We start from the raw sequence: 17,118 nt of genomic DNA on the forward strand, positions 1-17,118 counted from the left end.
ATATATGGGATTTTTATCTGGTAAACGTATTTTAATCACCGGTCTTGCAAGTAAATTATCAATCGCACACGGTATTGCTAAAGCAATGCATGATCAAGGTGCAGAACTCGCTTTTACCTATCAAAATGATAAATTAAAAGGCCGTGTTGAAGGTTTTGCTGAAGAATTCGGTTCATCTATCGTCCTTCACTGCGATGTAGCTGAAGACGAGAATATTGATACCATGTTTAAAGATCTTGCCAAGCATTGGCCGACTTTTGATGGTTTCGTTCACTCCATCGGTTTCGCTCCTGCAGATCAGTTAGACGGCGACTATGTTAATGCAGTTTCTCGCGAAGGCTTCAAAATAGCACATGATATTAGCTCTTACAGTTTTGTAGCTATGGCAAAAGCTTGTCGTGAAATGCTTAATCCTAATGCTGCGCTTTTAACACTAACTTACTTAGGTGCTGAACGCGCTATACCTAACTATAATGTAATGGGGCTTGCTAAAGCGTCTTTAGAAGCGAATGTGAGATACATGGCAAATGCAATGGGTCCTCAAAGTATTCGTGTTAACGGGATCTCTGCAGGACCAATTAGAACTCTTGCTGCATCAGGAATTAAAGATTTCCGTAAGATGCTCTCTCATTGTGAATCTGTCACGCCTATCCGCCGCACAGTAACTATTGAAGACGTAGGTAACTCTGCTGCTTTTTTATGTTCTGATCTAGCAGCTGGTGTAACAGGCGAAATATTACATGTTGATGGTGGATTTAGTATCGCGGCAATGAATGAACTTGAACTGAAATAAGTTTTAGTTAGATTATTGCTATATGATATCAAACCGATAGAAACAGTAAGTTGACTATCGGTTTTTTTGTTTATTCATTTGCATTTGTCTCATGACTTCAGTTAAATACTCTTAATAATAGGTTCTTATGTTTCAAAATAATCCTCTGCTCGCACAATTAAAACAACAGTTGCATGTTTCTACGCCTATGGTCGAAGGAATCGTTAAAAGTACTTCTAAGGCCTTTGGTTTTTTAGAAGTAGATGCCCAGACAAGCTACTTCATCCCTCCGCCACAAATGAAAAAAGTCCTACATGGAGATAAGGTAAGTGCAAAAATAGAGACCGAAAATGGAAAAGAATTTGCAAAATTAGAAGCGCTTATACAACCCTCATTAACTCGTTTTATTGCAAGAGTACAATTTGAAAACCAAAGATTAGCAATTATTCCTGATCATCCCCAGCTTAACACCCCTATCAACGCAAAATTAGCTTTAACAGGTAAAAATAGCTTTGAGATGGCTTGTCATGAAAAATCCATAGATCCTACTAAAACTCAATTAAAAAATGGTGACTGGGTGGTAGCAACCTTGGTCGGGCATCCCCTAGGGCTAATATATGATAGTGATTCTCCTGCCCAAAATAAAAATAAACAACTGTTTTTCTTTGCAGAAATTACAGAATTTATCACATTCAGTGACGATCCTCTTGCACCATGGTGGGTCACTTTAGCTGAACAGGATTTGCCAAGAACTGCACCTATCTTACCTGATGATATTCATAGTCTGTTGTCAGAAGAAAGAAGTCTTGACGCACTATTGAATAATGGACAATTTGAAGATTTAAGTAATGACTGTTTTTTTACAATTGATAGTGAATCCACCGTCGATATGGATGATGCCCTTTTTGTAACGAATGTAGATAATATTTTAAAACTCACTGTCGCCATTGCAAACCCGACTGAATTTATTCCATCGGGATCAGCTATAGATGAAATCGCTAAGCAAAGAGGTTTTACCTGTTATTTGCCAGGTTTTAATGTCCCTATGCTACCAAGAGAACTTTCTGATAACCTCTGCTCTCTCATACCAAATAAAATGAGACGCGTACTCGCTTGTGAAATGAGTATTGACGAATCTGGCGACATCACAGATTATCGTTTTTTTAATGCCGTCATTGAATCTAAACATAAACTAAGTTATACCAACGTCTCTGATTATCTTGAAATGCAAGGTGATTGGAAACCAAGCAACTTAGTATTACAAAAACAAATAAGTCAATTAGCAGAATTTGCCAAGCGCCGCCAAGCATGGCGTGAAAAAAACGCACTCATTTTTAATGATAAACCAGAATATAAATTTATTCTCGGTGACGATGGAACAGTATTAAGCATTGAAATTGATGAACGTCGTATTGCCAATAAAATGGTTGAAGAGTCTATGCTCGCAGCAAACTTATGTGGTGCAGATTTTCTAGAATCTAAACTCGGATACGGTCTTTTTAATGTCCATGAAGGGTTTGATAAAGAACATATTGAAGCCGCAGTAAAAACTTTGGCCAATTATAATATTACTTGTGAATGCGATTCGTTATTAACACTGAACGGTTTTTGTGACTTGAAAAGAAAACTCGCTTTGGAACCAACTGAATTTATTGATAGCCGGTTAAGACGTTTTCAAACCATGGCGGAAATAAGATTACAGCCTGGCCCTCATTTCGGATTAGGATTTAAAGGTTATGCAACTTGGACATCACCTATTCGTAAATATTCAGATATTATTAATCATCGATTAATTAAATCTATATTAGCACAGGAAAAACCGGATGCTATAGAGGAGAGTCTATGTGATCATCTGATGATCAGAAGAAAAATCTCTAGACAAGCCGAGAGATTTATTGCTAATTGGTTGTATGCGATTTATCTTGAACCTTTTGCTGGTAAAGATGAGCTTTTTAAAGGAGAAATTATTGATATTAACCGTGCAGGTATGCGTGTTAAATTAATTGATAATGGTGCCGTTGGCTTCATTCCAAACTCGTTCCTTCATTCGAATAGGGATGAAATTGCTTCTCTAGTAGAAGATGGCTATATAGAAATAAAAGGCGAAAAAGTATTTACTAGTGGACAATCTATAGAGGTAAAAATTCACGAAGTACGCAAAGAGACACGTTCAATAATATTTTCAACCCAAACGAAATTTTCATAACAAAAAAACAACAATCATCTGTGGATGCAACATTTAACTCTCAGATGATTGTTGGAATAAATAAAAATTTAAATAACTTAAAAAAAGTACTTTCTTCGTAACCTATCACTTACTTCCACTGGATTTAGAAACAAACATAAAACAATTTCTTAAGCTTAAGAAAAATTCAATGGACAACAATCCATCCTTTTATCATCAATATTTTAATTACTCAATATCTAATTACTTAAATTGTTAATAATCTAAACCTCATGCGAAAATTCAGTTTATTTTCCCTTTGACATAGGACCATCTGCTGTTGGAAATGGACAAGTAAAATCATAATCATCACAAAGAGTATATTTTAATAATTCTTCATTTCGTTTTTGAGTTATTTTAGTTAAGCATTCGGAATATATCACAGGTTCTATAGATCCTCCATAAACGCTATGTGCTGCAATCTTACATTCAGCATCGCGAAACTGAATCCAAAGACGCTGCGATTTTTTTAATTTATCGAGCAGGCTTACGTCTGCCATGCCACGGTTATGTTCGTTATCCTGCATGGCATCTGACGTCTTTAACCTTGAAACGATAATACTATACAATTGATTAAGTTCAGCATCTGCCTCTTTAAATTGCATATTAGCACATTCATTCATGTAAATTGGTTTGGTGTCGTCGTCACAGTTTATCTCGGCTTGTACATTCAAAGAAGATAAGAAAAGCAGCGCTATCAGAAAATAAAATGTTTTACATTTAAGTTTTTGCAATTTATTCATTAAAGTTGTCATTTGTCCTTTGTCATTTGTCGTAGTATATCTTGGCTTAAATCCCCTTTGATAGTACAAATAAATGAAATTTTATTTGTATTCTATTAAGTAATAATTTTCACGGTTTTTATTTAAAAGCAATGATTAGATAATACCAAAAAGAGATTTGAATTATTCTAAAGATAAAAGTGATGTCATAACTCGAAGCATTGTAATATCTTTAAGAGGCTAAAAAAATAGTAGTAGCTTTGCAAGCTTCTTAAATCCTCGCACTTATCGCACAAGGATTTTAAAATTTAATACGAAAAACCACCATCATTTAAGACTTAACGATGTGCGTTCCGGTTTCTTCTTTAAGTGCAGGAAGTAATTTTTCAGGTAAGGTAATAATAGCCGCTTTACCACCTGACTGCACAAAACTGATTGCCGCATCAATCTTTGGTAGCATGCTTCCTGCTGGAAAATGCCCCTCTGATTTGTATTGTTCTACTTCAGCTATCGTTACTTTATCTAGGCTCTTTTGTGTAGGCTTACCAAAGTTAACAGCGACTTTCTCAACACCTGTTGTAATCAACAAAATATCAGCATGCAAGGTTCTTGCCAAAAGTTCAGTAGATAAATCTTTGTCAATGACCGCATCAACCCCTTTAATTCTTCCTGGATTTGCTGAATCTTTAATAACAGGAATGCCACCACCACCAATTGCAATTACAACGATATCCTTTTGAATTAAACTCATAATAGAGTTGAGTTCAATTATACCTTGAGGTTTAGGTGAAGGAACTACTCTTCTATACCCTCTGCCTGAATCTTCAACAAATTGCCACGTTGGATTTTGTTTAACTAATTCATCTTTTTCAGCTTCTGTAAAAAATGAACCAATTGGTTTACTTGGCGCCTTGAATGAAACATCATTTTCATCCACTTCAACTTGAGTAAGTACTGTAACAACGTCACGCGCAACATTTCTTTCTGCCAATTCATTTTGCAAACACTGCTGTATTAGATAACCAATACCACCTTGAGTATTAGCAACACAATTGACTAACTCAAGAGGCGGAACGTTCGCTTGTGCTTGTGCAATTTCAGAACGTTGCAATTCTAATCCAACCTGAGGACCGTTACCATGGGTTAACACCACGTTATATCCTTGCTCGATTATATCTACAATAGGTTTAACCATGTTTTGTATTGCTAATAACTGGTGTCCAACACTTTGCGAAGCATTATCCGTAATAATACTATTACCACCAATTGCTACAACAACGGTTTCTTTCTTAGCTACAGTCATGAAAACTCCTTCCTAAATAAAGTTAAACATAAAACACGTTAAATTTTGGTATAACGTTTTGAAATTTCGTTTGCCGCTTCTTTTACAGAATGTATTGCAAGATTTGTCTTTTCATCATTCATTCTAATCAACGGGCCTGAAACAGAAATAGCTGCAATGATTTGATGATTTTCATCATATACAGCAGAAGCAACGCATCTGAGGGATAAAAATTGCTCCTCATTATCCATTGCATACTGCAAATTTTTGACTTTTCTTATTTCATCAATCAACTCAGGCACAGTCTGCAATGTATTACTTGTATACTTTTCAAGAGTATATTTTTCACCGAATACTCCCTTCAACTCTTCATCTCGATAATTAGACAATAATATTTTGCCTGCTGCCGAGGCATGTATAGGCAGTTTTGAGCCTATAGGAGAAACCATTCTCATAATTTCTAAACACTGAACTTGCCCAACTAATACAGCTTCAAGTACACTGTCATCCATAACACATATATTGACAGTTTCTCCCATACGAAGCATCAAGTGCTTCATAACAGGAGTTGCAATTTCAAGAAGATCTCTTGTCCTTGCAAATGCACTTCCAAGATGAAAAAGTTTACCACTAACCAACCAACGCTCATTAGCTAAATCTTGGTAAATTAGTCCCTCTAATTCTATTGTCTTTAATAAACGGTGTGTTGTTGAATTTGCTAGTCCAACTTTATTTGCAAGTTCTGTAAGTGTTAATCCATGATTTGAACGCGCTATGGCTTCAATGAGTTGAATTCCTCTTGATAAAGATTGTACCATCGACTGACTTACTCCCTTGTTCAGTTTGATTAATATTCATCTATCACCATACTAGTTAAAAATCATAAAAGGAGTAGCAATAATTATTTACTTAAAATCTCTTTTTACTCTTTTTTTAGCTTGCTTTTAAATAGCGGGCGATTAAATCCAATGAGTAAAGCACAAATAAATAAAAAATAACCAATTGAGATCCATATGCCCGATTGATATAAAAGTATAGCACTTATGCTAAGGAGTAAAATAGCAATAAGTCTTCTTATTGCGACTATATTCACATGATTCAATTTCAAATGATCACCTTATAAATAATTTTGAATAGAACACTAAAATTTCTTACTCACGCAAAAATTCGTGTAAGTATACCGATGATAATCACTAAAAAAACTATAAAAGGCAACAATTTTTTTATGATATTACCCTCTTGTCCTAGAATACCTGCTGTTGTTACTCCAAGCAATAAATTTGAAGGTGAAATCATAGTCCCCACCGCACCACCACCTGTTTGTGCTGCGAGCAACAGAGCAACATTTTTACCCGTAATTTCAGCCATTGAGGATTGAAATTCAGCAAATAAAATATTTGAGCTCACATTACTAGATGACATAAAAGTTCCTATCATACCAACAAGTGGTGTAAAGTAAGTATAATAGCCACCAGTAACAGTAGCAGTGCCTAGGGCGAGAACCCCAATTTGATTACTTCCATTCATGACTTTACTCATTATCAATAATAACATAATTGATAAGGCAGGAGGTACGGACTTTTCAATCGTTACCCTGAGCATTTTTGATGTTTCTGCCTTTTTAATCAAACCTTTTGCATAAAAAAATATATAAGTAATCAAAGCAGATACCAACAAAAAAAATCCGGAATGGGTAAACCAAGCTACCTGCCCATAAATCTCTATTGCGGGATTTTCAAATCCATACCCTGTAGTCGTTCTTGCAAAGGACAGACTCATGGTAAATTGTCCTAAATATTTTTTTATCGAAGGAACAATTAATACAATCGCTGAGAGAAAAACTAACACAAGATAAGGTAATAATGCCTCAAAAAAACTAATTGAGGTCGATTTTGTATCATTATTTGTTGCAAAAGTACGGTCACTAGCCACATTCTCTATGCGGCATGGTATTGATTTCCCTTGATAGCAAGGAAGTTTTGCTATCAAAAAAATCACGCCCAGTGCTATAGTACTAGGTACAACAGCACTCAAAGCGCTAAAGTAATGGGAGGTGATCATTTGTCCTACAAAAAAAACACATCCCAAGATCACTATGGCAGGAAACCCATGTTTTATTGCCCTCATTCCGCCATAAATATAAGCAATAAGAAATCCAGAAAATGACACTACAATTCCGGTAAATAGCGTAGTCCAAAGTGCTGTCTCTAGATATAAAGGGCTTGTTGGATTTATTCCTATTTGTTGCATCAATGCCTGCCAGCCTAATCCTAAGGTGCCAAAAGTACCCGCCCAAGAATGTCCTATCAAAGGAATAGCGACTGCATAAAAAGGTCTAATACCAATGCCTATAAGTATCGGAGCTGTCACTGCAATAGGCACACCAAATCCTGAGGGCCCCTGTAGAAAACTGGCAAAACACCAGCCAATGGCTAGCACTTGTAGAAACCTATCTGGGATCATTTGTGTAAGAGCTTGCTGAATCGATTTAAAGGCATTAACTTTAAGACTTAATTCATATAAAAAAATGGCTGGAATAATCACCGCGATAATAGAGAGACTGTTCCATACCCCTTTCGTTATTTCGACGCTCAATGTCAAAATCGGTGCTTTAAAAACAAAAAAAGCGGTTATTAACGTCGTTATTAGCCCAAAGATAGCAGCATCTACTACTGCCCACTGTCGGATAATGAGCAGATAAAGCAACAACACGATCGGCAAAATAGCCGCCGACCATGTTAATAAACTGACAGGGGTCGTCATTTAAGATACCTTGCTGCGAATGCTTTAAGTGCACTAACCATGATAGCCATAGGCGGTGTCACTATACCAGCTCCGACTTGCCCAACACCCGCCATTTTATGTGCTACTCCCGTATTGATGATAGGTAATAATCCTGTAGCTACCACCTTACGTATATCGATACCAAGTGCTACTCCTGCAAAATCCATAGTCGGTATGGGTAAATCATTATTAAGTCCCGTCGCTATTTCTCGCATTGATTCAGTGTATTTAAAGGCTTCATAGACACTTTCTGCCCCTACAAAGCGTACTACAGCTGGCGCAGCTCCCATTGCCATTCCCCCTATGCCATAACACTCAACAATAGCAGAATCACCCATATCAGGGTTCGCATCTGCTTCACTATACCCTGGAAAATAAAGTGCATTAGGTTTAAGACATGGCGCTTCGAACCATTCTTTACCCAGACTACTGACGTTAATACCAAAATTGACGCCATTACGGCTCATTGCAGTTAATACTGTACAATATGGAATATCTCTTACAGTATCTGCAATTGCTTTAGTTGCAGCCATAGCAAGATTTAGGAAAAATTGTTCATTTTTTTTAGCAACGAATTCCACAATATCTTTTGCATGTTCATTACCCTGGGTTGCTTCAGTTAATTCCCCACTGATTTGACGATAAAAAAGCAAACTTGCAGCGACATTACGTTGATGCATCTCATCTCCCATCGTCAATGCTTGAGACATTATATTTTTAAGGTTTATACCACCAGAAGCTATTAATGCTTTATCTAAAGCAGGTGCTAATACTTTTTCTAACCAATGTAAGCGTTCAATGACTTCAGTTCCATTCGCACCAAAACGCATTACTTTACCAATGCCCTCATTAATAGTGGAATAGGCCTTATTGCCATAGGTTTCATTTTCAACTTCAAAGAGCGGCATAGAATAAGATATCATGCCTGTCATCGGACCTACACATTGATTGTAATGATTAGGACCATAAGTGATTTCTCCACTTTGCATTAATTTAATGGCTTCGTCATCAGTCTTTGCTAAACCCTCATACTTTAAAGCTCCAATAAAGGCGCCCTGCATCGGACCACACATCTCCTCCCATGCAATCGGTGGTCCAGCGTGATAAATGCTCTTTTTAGTCATTCCTGGGATGACTTCATGTGCATAACGAATTCTCTTGAGCACTGGCTGGCCTGCTCTCATTTTATCAAATGCTTCGTTATTGGCTTTATCAATGAGACTGTCACCTTTTTCATCCACCAGTTCAGTGGCTAAACGGAATAAAATATTTATCAATTCCGTGTCACCTTGCGCAGGAGGTTTCCAATCTAAATTAACATGAGGTATTTCATTTTTTTCAAACGCGTGTAAAAAACTATCAACCCCTAGATTTATGACATTTTGTCCAGACATGTTCTATACTCCTTTATTATTTATTTACAACTACACGACAAGCCCAAGTCGCAGCAATAGCATTACTTTCAAATACACGAACTCCTGCATCGGCAAGCTGATTGGCTACGGTTTGACGTGCTGGAATATCCTTTTCTGTTCCACATACCGAAACTACAACTATTTTTTCATCACTTTTCCCTTTCGACAGCTTTTTAGCTCTTTCTAAGGCTTTAACAAATGCCTCAGCTTGCCCTTCTGCAGCCCCAAAACCAATCACTAAATCAGCAATAACAACAGCAACATCTTCATCTAATAAAGTGTTTACTAAATGTTCCATTCTCAGTTCAGGTGCCATCATAGGGTGAGGTCTACCTACAGTAAATTCATCATCTCCAAAGTCCCAAAAACAGTTACCTACACTCGGCATAGAGGCCGTAACCGTATTAAATCCTGCGACTGAAAGGTTGGAATAAAGTTCTTTTCCAATAATTTTACCTGCTATTTCAGCCGATTCTTGGCATAAGGTACCACCACTGAAAAGTCCTCGAATATACTTACCTTTGGGTTTTGCTAAATCAGGTAAAAGGCTGAATTTTTCTTTGGTATTCAAACCATGATGAGCAAGCTCTGCGAGTAAACAAGCAAAATCAGTTAGGTTCTCAGCATAAGGAACGTTTGCAGCTTTTTCAGTATCGTAATTTTCAGCACCTAAAAAATGAACTGCTACTTTTTTACTCGCTTTGCTCGCAAGCTCAATTAAACGCGTACGGGTTTTAGCTCCGGGAGGCTTACCAACAATACCGATAATTTTAGTTGTTTCATCTGCAATTAAACGCTCAAACGCACTTATGGCGGTTATTCCTCCAATTTCGTCTTTGAGATCTCGTCCGCCTGTTCCATACGCTTGGCTAATACCTACTCCCAACCTATCTAACAAACATGTCACTTCTTGTAGTCCAGTTCCAGATGCTCCAATTACCCCGACTGGTCCTTTACCGATGGTATTAGCAAATGCATATGGCACTCCATCAATAATAGCAGTCCCACAATCAGGTCCCATTACTAAGCACCCTTTACTTTTAGCCAATTGCTTCAAGGCTAGTTCATTTTCAAGTGAAATATTATCACTATATAAAACAACATCGCAGCCTTTTACGACAGCTGTCGCTGCTTCATACTGTGCGTAATCGCCAGCACAACTAATAAGTACCGTTGTTTTGCCTTCGAGCTCATTTAAAGCCTTGGTAATGGTAGTGGGAATTTCTTTACCTGCTTGCCCTTGTTTTTTAGGAGCTGCATCAAGTAATTCCTGAACTTTTGCAAGACAAGTTTCGATGATGTCCTCTTTCGCTCTCACAGCAATCGCTAGATCATCAGCTTTGGCTTGGTTTATTTCATCAGTCAACAACCCTGATGTTTTATATAAATCCTTATTTCTATCTGTGGCCATCATTGCTGAAATTTGCTCTGCTCCACTTTCTTCTTTTGCTTGTACAGATAATTTCATTAAAAATACAGAATCTCTGTAGGTATCCTTAAGGACAATTGATTTGACAACTGACATTTAAATCCCTCTCTAATATCAACTAATGAACCGTATCAACTTGATGTTAATACTTTTATTGCCACTCCTGTAGCAAATAACGTGAAACTTATCTAAACAAGATAAATCCTACAAAAAAATTGAAATACCTTTTTAATTATTTATTACCTTAATTATTACCTTTTTAGTTATTGCCTTTTTAGTTATTGCCTTTTAATGACTAAAGTGGCAAACCACGTCCCAACCAAAGCATCTATTCCAGAGCTATGCCCAATTTTTTGTAAAACGACTAATGATGCAATAAATTCTTCTTGTTCATTCATTTTGTTAAGTGTGAGTTTTACACCTTCTACTTGTGCAGCTGTTTTCAGTAATCGAGCGAAATTGCTCATGCAATCAGTTAAGGCAACGGAGAAATATCCCTCTAATGCACTATTCAAGAAGGCTTGGCTAATACGATTTGTATTTTCTTTAATATTATGAGTTATAGATACCGTCATATCTAATAACTCTGTTTGCCCAAAGTAGCGTAAACCTGCTATAAAGCCTACAATAAAATCATCTCCAGCAGGAGTTAACCCTTCACCATGCCCTATTAATTGGTTTAATCCTGTTGAAATGTAGGGTTCATGTTTCAATATTGCCCCCAAATACAACCACCGTAGTGCACTTAAGATCTCAATTAAATAAGCACTGTTCAGGCTATCATGCTGATAATTTTTCCTTGTAAAATTAATGAATCTATTCTCTAAAGCTAGATCTATAAGGGCATCAAAATAGCGGGCAACGCTTGCTCTTGCAGTAGTAATATTTAGAGTACCCTTCGCAAAGCGATCAAATAAAGGTGCATTAATCAGAATGGGAAGTAACTTTCCAAGGCCTATAGTTGAAATTCTATTCATTTCATCACTCAGCTCATCACTGTATATTGCTGTTGGAAATTCTGAAAATATATTAATGTGCCAACGGTTTCCCAACGATAAAAAACAGTCCTTCGTTTTCATCTCACTAGTCTGCAAGCTAATCCTTCGATCTAATTTGCATGTTGTGTCTACCAATTCTAATGAAATCAAAATATTTTCATGCATTTTTTCAGTACAATAAGCCAAAAGTGTATCAAAGTCAGAAATCCGGATAGATAAACTACTCAATGAAATTCTATCAGGTGTGAAGCAAATGATTTTTTTATTGCCAGAAACTTCCATGCAATATATCGCTTTAGAAAAACAAGCCAAAACTTTTAATTGTTTAAACTCACTCAAGTTTACATAATTGGATATATCAACAATTCTCATTTACTCACACCTTACTTTAAATAGTTAGATAACTTAGTTATTTGTAAGTTATACCACTATTGCTGGTGTTTTAAAATAAAACGACCTTGAGTATTTTCAATTACTCCACGATAAATGTCATAAATAACCTCGCCACGTCGAATTGTTTTGATAATTTGGGCATTGATGGTTCTGCCTACATAAGGACTTAACTTATGACGATATTCTAAATCTTCATGCTTCAGTGTGTAGGAGGAATTAGGTGCTATGATTGCAATATCTGCATCTTTACCTAATGCGATACTGCCTTTATTTCTGAGCTTAAATCTGTTAGCTGCATTTGTCGCCATGAGCTTTGAAAAATGGACTAGTGACATACCTCTTTTTTGTACCGCTTCATCAAACATTAAATCTAGACTATTTTGAACACCTGCAATGCCACCCCATGCTTCCATCATATTTCCCTCCTTCATATGAGGTAGGCAAGGAGAGTGATCTGAGCCCAAAAAGTCTATTTCTCCTGCAAATAATTTATCCCATAACCGCTTTTGATTATTTTTGTCTCTTAAAGGAGGAGAACATTTAGCGAGTGTGCCTATCTGTGCAAATTCTTCAGTACTGATTGTAAAATAGTGCGGACAAGATTCGCAAGTTGCGTCCTGACCTTGCGCACGTGCTTTAGTTACTTCCTCAACTCCCTCGGGGCTACTAACATGACAAATATGGATAGCACAATTGGCTATTTTTGCAAGATATAAAACCCTTCGTATCGCTTCGACTTCTGCAAATACAGGTCTTGAATTAACGTAATCTTTTGCTGTCAGTCTTTTTTCTACTATCGCTTCACGTCCTAACCCATCGCAAATAGCTGCATTTTCGGCATGAACTGCTATCAAACTATTAAACTCAGCGATTTGTGAAACCCCTTTAAAAAAGTCATAATCATTTACTTCACTAAAATCATTATCGAGTGTTTTGTCTCCACACGTTGCGACAAAACATTTATAAGCAACAACCCCACCTTCTTCTAATTCATGCAATTTATCTAAATTATTTTGAACAAGTCCGCCAAAAAGTGCAATATCCACGGTTAGCTTATTATTTGCTGCCTCGAATTTAGCAGCCAAAGAGGGGCCATCTACGGTTGCAGGTAGTTGGTTTAAAGGCATTTCGATTAAGGTTGTTACCCCTCCTTTTGCTGCAGCTCTACCCGCAGTCTTATACCCTTCCCACTCCGTTCTGCCTGGTTCAGAAATATGCATGTGAGGATCGACCATTCCTGGCATGACTATCTGTCCTGATGCATCGATGGTTTGCCTAGCATCGCCTAACTCATGCCCTAATGCGACAATTTTACCTTGTTTAATTGCAATATCTAATTTGAGCGCATCATTTTCTAAAACGACCATTCCATTTTTTATCAACATATCATATTTCATAACATATCCTTGTTCATATAGATGACAAAACTTCAATATTAAAATCAGGCCTTAACTTGTTAATCTATAATCTAAACTTTATAGACTTGAGACGTTTACATTCCTATTAATGCAGCCCTATTAATGCACCTACTCTTTAATCATTGCTTTCATATAGAACATTATTAATAGTTATTTTTTGCTGATCAAGCAATACGATTAAATTTTAATGATGTACGGCTTGATCTTTCTTGCTTTTTAAATTACCAACTAAAATCACTCTACAGGCTTACCAAATGTTTCTTGCGCAAAAAGCACTGAGGTAAATAAAATGACGTAAAATATTGCAATCATGGTAAACATACCAGGTATTCCACCATATGCCCCATCAAATTTTAATATTTTTCCAGCAAAAATTGGCGCTAAAGAACCAGCACAAGATCCTAGCGCTAGAATAAATGCGGTACCAAACCCCCTAAATTTTGTTGGATATAACTCAGGCGCATACATCCATAACGTTGTGTTTAGTAGTAACACACTGAACTGAAAAAATGCACCAAACAATATGACTTGAAACATAGAATTCGCTACAAAAGCAAAACATAGCGCCATAGCTGTTGCAAGTGTAGCTCCTAGCATAAGTACCCTTTTACGTGGAACATAGTAACCCAACCAAGCGGCAGTAATGGCACCTAATAAGCTACCTGTTTGCATAATGATAGTAAAAGTGAAGCTTTTTTCAATTGTTAACCCTTTTTCAACCAGAATTGTAGGCATAAGGCTTAAAACTGAAATTTGAGAACCATAAGCCATACTGACGGCAATACCAATGATTATGGTACGTATTAATAATTTACCTTGGAAGATCCCTTTCCATATCATTAAGCGACTTTCCATTTCAATTTTTGGAACTTGAGCAGTAATGTATGGCGTCGTATTACCTTGATATGAGAGTTTACCTGACGATAAAATACTTAAGACTTTATTGGTCTCTTCTACCTTGCCCTTAGATAATAGATATCTTGGTGACTCCGGTATATATTTTCTAAAGTAGAAGATAATGAGTGTAGGCACAAAAAGTGTGACATAAAGATAGCGCCAATTTCCTTCTGTGGGTATTAAAGTAAATACACCTAATGCAATAGCTGGAGCAAGCATATTAGCAAGTCCACCACCCCCTACATTTACCAATCCAACCGCTGTACCTCTGAACCGTGTTGAACAAAATTCAGAAAGAATAGTGACAGCAGTAGATATTTCTCCCCCTAGACCAAATCCGACCACCGCACGACTAAAGAGTAAGAATCCGTAATTCGGAGAAATTGCACAAAGTACACTCCCGATGGCAAAAAATCCAATATTAAAACGTAGCATCACACGTCGACCATATAAATCAGAAAAATAACCTGAAGTAATACGCCCAATAGCTGCAAAGATAAAGGTTACAGTATTTAATAACCCAATTTTTTCTGGTGTAATACCCCAGTACTCTTTAAGTAAAGGACCGATTAAACCGATTGTATTTTGTTCAAATACATCAAACATGACCCCTGCTAAAATCAATATTAGAATGACTTTGTGGGATTTAGTTACGCCAATTGTATCAAGAGAATTTTCTAATTGTTCTTGACCTTGTTTTTGAGCATCCTTACTCATATAGCCTCCAAAAATTAAACTAGTTTTCTTTTAGTAATTTTTTCATATGTGAAACAGCGGATTTAATAGGCGCAATCACTGGTTGATTGAGCTCTTGACATATTTCGGCAGCAATTTCTGCAAATGGGCCTCCTCCAATAATTGCCGCCTTGGCTCCATCCTTTTCGAATGAGTGCTCGCAGGTCTCTTTTAAGGCATTTTTCAATAAAAGTGGATCTTCGGTAATTTTTTTCAAATCTCCTTGAGGTATTTTGACCCCTATGAAATATTCTTCAAACCCATGTCGATGTACTTTTTTGTTAAGATTATCAACTAATGAGCTTGTTGTTGTGACAATTACAAAAGGCTTCGGTGGATCTTGACTAACCACTTCAACCATACTCGCATAACCAATTCCGGTAATTGGTAACGAGAAAGTCCCTTGTAATTCTTCAAGTCCAGGATCACTATAAGCGGCAATAATCACTCCTCTATATTCCCCCGATTGCTCTGCTTGCTTAGCTATTCTCACCACTTCTAAAGCAGCTAGTCGTTGATCTTCATCAGTGGTTAAAAGCTTTGGTACGCCTTTAGCTGCTTCACCTATTACCTGAAATTCTCCATCGGCATGTCCATTTGCAATATTGACCATCATGTTCAGAGTCTCAATAGAGCTATTTGGATTGATTAATAGGACTTTTGTCATATTTAACACTCCTTATTAAAAATTGATTGCTTAACATAAAATTTATTTTCTAGAACTACAAACAATCAAATGAAAAAGCGTTTTACAAGATAAAAAATAATTATTTTAATTAATCGGCTAAGAATCAAATTCGTTCTAAATTCTTAATGAAATTTATTTCTATTAAAAGCCATTATCTAAAGTATAAATTGCCTTATTAATAATTAAGTAAAAGGAATTTTATGTGTATATATCAACCATCAATTCGATTTTACTCATTAAATAACTGAGCCAGTTTAATACAATAGATATATAATGATGGTATATACCGTACCACTATGAATTAATTTACTCAGCAAAAGGACTTTTATGATCATACCTATTATTATGAATGACATCTGAGACTAAGTAGTTGTATATATCATCAACGATTTCAATCCCATCTCTTTCGTAAGCCGCTACACGTTTAGCACTTGATTGCCCAGGCACTAAAACTTTATCAAAACCTTCTGCTGGCTTCATATCATTAATTTCACGTATTGTATCTGCAATCCCTTGTGTAAATTTTTCAAAGGCGCCAAAGCGTGCTGGATCAAATACAATATGTAATTGCCCTAACTCTCTTCCTGTAGATAAAGAGTGGTACATTGAACTGACGTGCTTACCGTGTGGTTGCCCTACCAATATTCCGGATAAAATATCTATCACCATGCCTAATCCATAACCTTTCGCGCCAGCGATTGCTAACAGTGCGTTGACTTTATGCGGATCGGTAGTCTCATTACCATTTTCATCGACGGCCCAACCTTCCGGTATTTGTTCATTTTTAGAGCGCGCATGCAAAATTCTGCCCCAAACACCTACTGTCGTTCCCATATCAAATACTATGTTTTCATTATTCCTGCCGGGTATACCAAATCCTATAGGGTTGGTGCCATAATATTTTTCTGTACCACCAAAAGGAACAACCATAGGGTCTGACTGGCACATAGTAATACCTATTAACCCAGCTTCAGCTGCTTTTCGAACATAATATGAAAGATCTCCACTATGTCCTAACCTGCGAATACCAATAATTGCAGCGCCATTTTGCTTAGCCATTTTGATGGCTTCATCCATAGCAAGATTAGCGACCACATGACCCGCTGCATTATCCCCATCAAAGACCCCTGTACAAGGACCAGTGGTTTTGAAATCAAATTTAGGATCACAGTTTGTTCCACCCTTATTAATTCTTTCAGCATAATACTCAACTCTCATAGCACCATGCGAATGCAATCCTCTTGCATCAGAATAGGCTAATACATCGGCAACCATATCAGCATGTTCACTAGTTAATCCAGCTCGGTGCAACTTAGTTGATATGAGTTTTTTTAATTCATTTTTTGTAACGCGCATATTGA

Annotated in this window: 13 protein-coding genes; 2 read left to right on the forward strand and 11 right to left on the reverse strand. The window is 36.8% G+C overall.

Features of this window, described 5'->3' with window-relative positions:
- Nucleotides 1-4: 4 nt before the first annotated feature.
- Both fabI and ACFFIT_RS02335 read left to right on the forward strand, forming a co-directional pair.
- Nucleotides 5-793: an enoyl-ACP reductase FabI gene (fabI, locus tag ACFFIT_RS02330; RefSeq protein ID WP_385876018.1), complete on the forward strand. Its 789-nt coding sequence runs from the start codon at nt 5-7 to the stop codon at nt 791-793.
- A 127-nt stretch (nt 794-920) separates the two neighbouring features.
- A complete protein-coding gene (locus ACFFIT_RS02335; RefSeq protein ID WP_385876020.1) occupies nt 921-2,978 on the forward strand; it encodes an exoribonuclease II in 2,058 nt (685 codons plus the stop codon).
- Between the two features lie 266 nt (nt 2,979-3,244).
- Here ACFFIT_RS02335 and ACFFIT_RS02340 read toward each other — a convergent pair whose 3' ends face one another.
- The 11 genes from ACFFIT_RS02340 to allD all read right to left on the reverse strand — a co-directional run bounded on the left by ACFFIT_RS02340 (nt 3,245) and on the right by allD (nt 17,113).
- A complete protein-coding gene (locus ACFFIT_RS02340) occupies nt 3,245-3,751 on the reverse strand; it encodes a lysozyme inhibitor LprI family protein (protein ID WP_385876022.1) in 507 nt (168 codons plus the stop codon).
- A gap of 298 nt (nt 3,752-4,049) precedes the next feature.
- Nucleotides 4,050-5,021 (reverse strand): carbamate kinase, encoded by a 972-nt coding sequence (gene arcC, locus ACFFIT_RS02345; RefSeq protein ID WP_385876024.1) that lies wholly within the window; start codon nt 5,019-5,021, stop codon nt 4,050-4,052.
- A 38-nt stretch (nt 5,022-5,059) separates the two neighbouring features.
- On the reverse strand, nt 5,060-5,818 hold the full coding sequence (locus ACFFIT_RS02350; RefSeq protein ID WP_385876026.1) for an IclR family transcriptional regulator domain-containing protein: 759 nt from the start codon (nt 5,816-5,818) through the stop codon (nt 5,060-5,062).
- A gap of 337 nt (nt 5,819-6,155) precedes the next feature.
- Nucleotides 6,156-7,763, reverse strand: a complete 1,608-nt coding sequence (locus ACFFIT_RS02355; RefSeq protein WP_385876028.1) for an L-lactate permease — start codon at nt 7,761-7,763, stop codon at nt 6,156-6,158.
- Nucleotides 7,760-9,178: a YlbE family protein gene (locus ACFFIT_RS02360; RefSeq protein ID WP_385876030.1), complete on the reverse strand. Its 1,419-nt coding sequence runs from the start codon at nt 9,176-9,178 to the stop codon at nt 7,760-7,762. Before ACFFIT_RS02360 ends, ACFFIT_RS02355 begins: the two co-directional genes overlap by 4 nt.
- A 16-nt stretch (nt 9,179-9,194) precedes the next feature.
- Nucleotides 9,195-10,724, reverse strand: a complete 1,530-nt coding sequence (locus ACFFIT_RS02365) for an AllF/FdrA family protein (protein ID WP_385876032.1) — start codon at nt 10,722-10,724, stop codon at nt 9,195-9,197.
- Between the two features lie 182 nt (nt 10,725-10,906).
- A complete protein-coding gene (locus tag ACFFIT_RS02370; RefSeq protein ID WP_385876033.1) occupies nt 10,907-11,998 on the reverse strand; it encodes an oxamate carbamoyltransferase subunit AllH family protein in 1,092 nt (363 codons plus the stop codon).
- A 56-nt stretch (nt 11,999-12,054) separates the two neighbouring features.
- Nucleotides 12,055-13,416: an allantoinase AllB gene (allB, locus tag ACFFIT_RS02375; protein WP_385876035.1), complete on the reverse strand. Its 1,362-nt coding sequence runs from the start codon at nt 13,414-13,416 to the stop codon at nt 12,055-12,057.
- Nucleotides 13,417-13,671: 255 nt separating this feature from the next.
- Nucleotides 13,672-15,051, reverse strand: a complete 1,380-nt coding sequence (locus ACFFIT_RS02380) for an MFS transporter (RefSeq protein WP_385876037.1) — start codon at nt 15,049-15,051, stop codon at nt 13,672-13,674.
- 19 nt (nt 15,052-15,070) lie between these two features.
- Complete coding sequence (locus ACFFIT_RS02385; protein WP_385876039.1) at nt 15,071-15,736, reverse strand: aspartate/glutamate racemase family protein; 666 nt, start codon at nt 15,734-15,736, stop codon at nt 15,071-15,073.
- A 327-nt stretch (nt 15,737-16,063) separates the two neighbouring features.
- Nucleotides 16,064-17,113 carry an ureidoglycolate dehydrogenase gene (allD, locus tag ACFFIT_RS02390; protein WP_385876041.1) on the reverse strand — a complete coding sequence of 350 codons (1,050 nt, stop codon included), beginning with the start codon at nt 17,111-17,113 and terminating at the stop codon, nt 16,064-16,066.
- Between the last annotated feature and the right edge of the window lie 5 nt (nt 17,114-17,118).

Source organism: Thorsellia kenyensis (genome assembly GCF_042432445.1).
GTDB lineage: Bacteria > Pseudomonadota > Gammaproteobacteria > Enterobacterales > Thorselliaceae > Thorsellia > Thorsellia kenyensis.